Annotated in this window: 6 protein-coding genes; 4 read left to right on the plus strand and 2 right to left on the minus strand. The window is 33.1% G+C overall.

Annotated features, from left to right (window positions below; genetic code table 11):
- Positions 1-269 precede the first annotated feature (269 nt).
- Positions 270-680, plus strand: coding sequence for an NUDIX hydrolase (locus CFY84_RS10835; protein WP_088824370.1), 411 nt, complete (start codon positions 270-272; stop codon positions 678-680).
- Between the two features lie 111 nt (positions 681-791).
- Complete coding sequence (locus CFY84_RS10840) at positions 792-1,166, plus strand: hypothetical protein (protein WP_088824371.1); 375 nt, start codon at positions 792-794, stop codon at positions 1,164-1,166.
- A 47-nt stretch (positions 1,167-1,213) separates the two neighbouring features.
- On the opposite strand, the gene CFY84_RS10850 is transcribed toward CFY84_RS10840, so the two are convergent.
- Positions 1,214-2,506, minus strand: a complete 1,293-nt coding sequence (locus CFY84_RS10850) for a lytic murein transglycosylase (protein ID WP_088824372.1) — start codon at positions 2,504-2,506, stop codon at positions 1,214-1,216.
- 643 nt (positions 2,507-3,149) lie between these two features.
- Between CFY84_RS10850 and CFY84_RS10855 the strand changes: the two genes are divergently transcribed.
- Complete coding sequence (locus CFY84_RS10855; RefSeq protein ID WP_088824373.1) at positions 3,150-3,938, plus strand: fatty acid desaturase; 789 nt, start codon at positions 3,150-3,152, stop codon at positions 3,936-3,938.
- Positions 3,939-4,148: 210 nt separating this feature from the next.
- Complete coding sequence (locus tag CFY84_RS10860) at positions 4,149-4,700, plus strand: peptidylprolyl isomerase (RefSeq protein WP_088824374.1); 552 nt, start codon at positions 4,149-4,151, stop codon at positions 4,698-4,700.
- 509 nt (positions 4,701-5,209) lie between these two features.
- Here the strand turns inward: CFY84_RS10860 and CFY84_RS10865 are convergent.
- Entirely contained in the window at positions 5,210-5,611 is a 402-nt protein-coding gene (locus CFY84_RS10865) for a hypothetical protein (RefSeq protein WP_088824375.1), read from the minus strand.
- Positions 5,612-6,000: the final 389 nt, after the last annotated feature.

Raw genomic sequence — 6,000 nt, forward strand, 5'->3', positions numbered from 1 at the left:
GTCTGTCGCCCACCCTCTGATTATAGCTTTGTTATTATTCTAGTTCGTTATTTTTTTATATTATGTTGGGCAAACACAGAGTATAAAACTCTATGTATTACGTATGTAGCCAATGTCGTACATTTGTATAATTAATATTCAAAATAATTTTATATCATTGATATTTATCATCTTTGAATATTGTTAACTTTTGATAGGAGAATGTAATCATACGTTAATTAATAACGAAATTTTCAGCCTTAGTCGCCATTACATTGAGATCACTTATTATGGTTAATACGCAAAAAAAAGTGATTACTGTCTCTGCAGCAATTATCATTAATCAAAACAAAGAATTACTTCTTGTCAGAAAACATGGTACTGTCTTTTATATGCAAGTTGGAGGAAAAATTGAGCCGTATGAATCAGCAGAAGATGCTTTAATACGAGAAATTCAAGAAGAGATTCAGGTCGACGCACAAATTAAACATTCATTGGGCATCATACATACCACAGCAGCAAATGAAGTCGGATTTGAGCTTCAAGCACATGTGTTTGAAGTCGATATAACAGGTCATCCTTGTCATTCGGCTGAGATTGCTGAAATCTCTTGGATTGATTTCAATAATTCACAACAGCTACGCCTTGCTCCATTGACTGAACAATTTGTTTTACCTTATCTTAAAGATAAGTATAGTTAACAAATATCCAAAATCATTCTTATCATACATGGATAGGACGCTTACTTTTTTAAACTATGGTAAAAATTTGTTATTAATGAATGATGCCATATGAACGTTTGGAGTTGTAATATGAGTTATTATCACCTAACGATTGAAATCAATGAAGAAACAAATAAAGTTGAAGAAAGACGCGATATTGAATATTTCAACATTGAACCAAACGATCTAAATCATTATATTACATTGGTTTTTTTACCTTATCTTAATCAACAAGCAATTGAAATTGATGATGAATTTGTGGACTACCAAGATCTAATTCGGATTGAAGTCAAACATACCGTCCAGCCAATTGAAGTCTTGATTGAAGAAGAGCAAAAAGAATTACCAAGCGATACCGACATTACCATTACAGCAAAAGAAATCTTTAATGATCATGATTTAAGTCAAGATATTACAGTTGCATTATTTGATATATTGACAGCACTTACACCACCTGCCAAATAAGTAAAAGATGATACGTAGATGAATATCATACGTATCATCTTCCGATATTATCGTACGGTGTTTTTTGCTCGAATTGCTTGTAAAAACAACTGCCCTGCTCGCCCAGTCGCCTTTAACCCCATTTTTTGTTGTTCTTGCTGAATAGCTTGGCGAGTTTTGTCTCCAATTAAACCGTCTGCATTACCAATCTCATAACCATTGAGCAATAAATAGGTTTGAATTTCACGACGTTCAGCACGTGAAGTTCCAGCATCTTCAGTTGGCCAAGCAGTTTGTATTTTTGCTTTATTGGCTAATCGGTCTGATAAATAAGCAATTGCCAAGGCATAACTTTCAGCTGCATTATAACTATAGATTGCATCAAAGTTTTTAAATACCAAAAAGACCGGCCCTTCAGCACCTGCAGGCATGAATAAGCCAGCAGGTGTTTCAGTGGTTAAATTGCCTTGCACAAGAACTGTTCCATCAATACGGGTAACACCTTGATTGACCCATTCAGATAACGGTTTTTTCGCTCGTCGACCTTGATTTTGAGTCGATAATCCATTTGGAATTTTCACTTCAAAGCCCCATGGCATGCCTGTTTGCCAGCCTGCTTTTTTTAGAAAATTGGCTGTTGAAGCAAGTGCATCAGGTGTACTCGAAACGAGATCACGACGACCATCACCATCAAAATCTACAGCAAGGCGTTCATATGTGGAAGGCATAAATTGTGTGTGCCCAAATGCACCTGCCCATGAGCCTTTTAACTGATCTTCAGTTAAATCACCACGTTGTAAAATCCGTAATGTGGCAAAAAACTCTGTGCGGAAATAACTTTGTCTGCGACCAGCACAGCTTAATGTACCTAAAGATTGTAAAAGTGGATATTTACCTGAGATATCCCCAAAATTGCTTTCAACCCCCCAAACTGCAACGACTGTTTCAGCAGGAACACCATAAGTTGCAGCAACACGATTTAAAACATCACGATATTGGTTTAACTTTTCTTGACCAGCATGGACTCTTTCATCATCAACTAAGCCTGACAAGTAATCCCAAATTGGTGTCGAAAACTCAGGTTGATAATTTAGTTTTTCAAGTACCGAATAGTCAGGCGTTAAATTGGCAGTATATTGATCATATGTACTTGGGCTGACTTTTGCTTGAATGGCACTTGAGCGTAAATTTGCTAAACATGCTGAAAAAGCAGGGTCATGGCTTGAAGGTTGCGACGTCGTAAGCATTGGTGATTGCTGCTGTATTGCGCCATTGTTAACGATCAATTCTGCATGTAGAGGCAAACCCAATAAACCGAGGGCAGATAAAACAGATACTGACACTAAATTTGTTTTTTTCATTTTATAAACCTAGATGAAGATTACATTTTTTTGGTAGATTACCACTACTTGTTCAAATTACTTACCAATATTCAGTCTTGTTAATTTATTTAAAACAAGAATTCACGAAATGAATTAGGTTGAGTGATTTTGGTAACAAATCAACTTATCCACGTTTTGGCAAGAATATTGTGGATATCTTTCTGATCAGAATTAAAATATTTATTTATTCACAGTAAGGCTGTGTATATCTTTTGAGTTATCCACTACATCTAGTTGTTAGTTGTGGATATCTTTTAACTTATCCACTATATATAGTTTTTGGATGTGGATATCTATTTATAACATTATGTCTGTATTCACTCTATCATCATACTAAATTCCAAGTGAACTTGATTCATATTTATCATGAAATTAATAATAAATAATCGTTTAAAAGTCTTAATTTAAGTTGAAAATTAAATCATCTAATTTGCTGAATAATCATTACAAGTTATAAATAGTGTGATATGTTTAATATATTATATTTTGGTAATATAACTGAATACGTATTCTTTTATTCTTCATTTAACACATGATTTAAATCATGTTTTTGGGTGAAATGAAAGCAAAAGCAAGGATGCTTTCATTTTCTTATATCATTTTATTATGATTTGAGATAATTATGACTTCACATCGTCAAATGCTAGAAAACGTGCAATGGAAAGACTTATTAGAACTTAATACTCGAGATGTTATCTCAGAATTATTGATCTCATCACCATGGCTTATTTCCTCATTATTTTTAGCGTATCAACAATGGTATGTCTTGGCTTTAATGTGTTCATTTATGTTTTTTTTAACTGGTCTTCGACAAGTCCATAATGCTTTTCATTTTGCGCTAGGTCTTAGTAAACCAAAAACACATTACTTCATCTTTTTGTTCAGTCTATTGATGCTAGGTTCTATGCATGCAATACAAATTAATCACCTACGCCATCATCAATATTGTATGAGCGAAGAGGATGTTGAAGCAAAAAGTGCTCGAATGGTGTGGTGGAAAGCATTTATCTTCGGTCCATTTTTTCCGATACTACTACACAGAAAAGCTTTTCAAGTTGCGACCAAAACACAAAAAAAATGGATGACTGTTGAACTTATCGTAAATCTTTTACTAATTGGCCTTGTCTTCTTTATTATTGATGTGACTGTACTTAAATACCATGTTTTAGTAATGCTTTTTGGCCAATGTATGACTGCTTTTTTTGCAGTATGGACTGTTCATCATGGCACTGAAGATCATGTTTATATGGCACGCACAATTAGAAATCCAATTAAAAGAGTGATCACCTACAATATGTTCCTGCATGTTGAGCATCACTTATTTCCTGCTGTACCAACACGAAAGCTACATATTTTATCAAAACGATTAGATCACTACGCACCAGATGTAGAGATTAGAAAGGTGTTTTAAAAACATGCTTTATATGCTGTTTCAATGAGTCATTTATGCAAAATCAGGTCAGCATAGATGGCTCATTTTTTTAATACATTTATAATAAAACCAATTGACTAGATTGATTCTTAAATAAGACAGCTTAACTCTTGCTATCTATTCAAAATAAAATACTTATACTTGTTTGTTTATAAAATTACTGAACCACCATATCAAATGAGTACAGCCATGAATAAATATATACTTGCTGGTGTATTATTGAGTACTAGTCCATTTGCTCTAGCAAATAATTACGTAGAAATCACCACCAATCTTGGAAAAATAGAAGTTGAGATTTTTAGCAAGCAAGCACCTATTTCAAGTAAAAACTTTATTCAATATGTGAAGTCTAATTTTTATCAAGGCACAACATTTCACCGTGTTATTCCTGGCTTTATGATACAAGGCGGTGGTTTTGATGCTCAAATGCAAGCTAAAACAGCTGGTCAGCCGATTATTAATGAATCTTATAATGGGCTGACCAATACTCGTGGCACATTAGCTATGGCAAGAACCAACGATCCCAATTCTGCTAACTCACAGTTTTTTATTAATCTTGAAGACAATCCTGCATTAAATAAAAACCCGTATGACACAGGCTATGCTGTATTTGGCAAAGTGACTCAAGGTATGGACATTGTTGATAAGATCTCACATGTTGCAACAGCCTCCCAAGGACGCTATCAAAATGTTCCAGTAACTCCTGTTATCATTACTAAAATGACAGTGAAAAACAAATAAAACGGCTTGGCTTTATCGGAAGGATAGACACCAAAAGTGAATATTCTATAAAGAGTAAAAGGGCATAGTTGTTTTAAGGCTCAAATCAGTAAGTTTATCTATATATGTTGGTAGTTTAGGTTGGATGCGAATAGATAGTGCAGAATTAAAGGTTGAATGATCTTTAACTCATCATTCATATTTTCAAATGTGCTGTCAGGACATGTTTAATGCGTATTGAGTTACATACTAAATATGAGTGCAATTCAATCTATACTATTGATTAATCGCTTTAACAACAGAGAAAGAAACTTAGAATTCTTAAAAGCACTTGGAAAAGTTGTTTTGACTTAAAGGTTATGACACATATTCACTTTATTGCAGCGTGCTATATATAACAATTATTAAATGGTTTTATATTGATTAAAACCTACTATGCATAACCAAATTTCAATTACACATAGCGATTGGCAATATAAGTATAGTTACACCTATTGAAGATTTGCTACAAGTCACTGTCGATTAAATAACTAAAAGCAATCTGCAATAAAATGAGTGTGTTCACCCAATTTAATTGTGAGTGCTGCTATATCGCCAAATGTAGAATTTCTAATTGTCTGTTCAGTTTTATTAACTTTGATTTTTCCAATTGGGTCTGGTTCATTATTTTCAGGTTTATAAGCAGTGACAGTAATTAATTCTTGATGATCATCAATCGCCCGAATATCAAACCTTAAATCATCACGAAAAATACTATTTTTCTTCAGTGCAAAATTTTTTTCATTTGAAATTATGTCTATAAGTTGGGTTGAATATTCTTCTGTATTTTTAAATGTACTGATGGGTGCAGTCGATGGTGTATTGTTAGAAGTACATGCAGAAAGTATGAGAATCATGAGTGATATAAAAAAGAAAGGCTGTAAGGTTTTCATTTAAATAACAAATTAATAAAAAGTATATTGTAATATAGTATTGTATTTAAAGTAAAAATTATTTTAAAGTGTGGTTTTAGGTGCTAAATTAAACAACCTAGCCTTAAATTTGATTACCTTTTTAAGGTGGTTTTGATTAATTAGCACTCACCTGAAAATAATTTTTAAAAATGTGCTTGCCAAACAAAATATATTCCCTATAATGCACATCATTCCAACGCAATATGCGATACGAATTCTAGTTTAAGACTAAGATTTTAAAGCATTTGTGCTCATTGATGACGAATCAATGAGAAATCATTAAAAGCAATGAAGAACAACTTGTGTGGATTTTTGTTGATTGTTACCAATGAATATAAGAATCATTGGTGACTAGAAATAGAAATTTA

The organism is Acinetobacter apis, assembly GCF_900197575.1.
GTDB lineage: Bacteria > Pseudomonadota > Gammaproteobacteria > Pseudomonadales > Moraxellaceae > Acinetobacter > Acinetobacter apis.

Excerpts from the sequence above, each read along its gene's own strand:
- CFY84_RS10835 (WP_088824370.1), top strand. The coding sequence starts at position 270 with ATGGTTAATACGCAAAAAAAAGTGATTACTGTCTCTGCAGCAATTATC.
- CFY84_RS10840 (WP_088824371.1), top strand. The coding sequence starts at position 792 with ATGAGTTATTATCACCTAACGATTGAAATCAATGAAGAAACAAATAAA.
- CFY84_RS10850 (WP_088824372.1), bottom strand. The coding sequence starts at position 2,506 with ATGAAAAAAACAAATTTAGTGTCAGTATCTGTTTTATCTGCCCTCGGT.
- CFY84_RS10855 (WP_088824373.1), top strand. The coding sequence starts at position 3,150 with ATGACTTCACATCGTCAAATGCTAGAAAACGTGCAATGGAAAGACTTA.
- CFY84_RS10860 (WP_088824374.1), top strand. The coding sequence starts at position 4,149 with ATGAATAAATATATACTTGCTGGTGTATTATTGAGTACTAGTCCATTT.
- CFY84_RS10865 (WP_088824375.1), bottom strand. The coding sequence starts at position 5,611 with ATGAAAACCTTACAGCCTTTCTTTTTTATATCACTCATGATTCTCATA.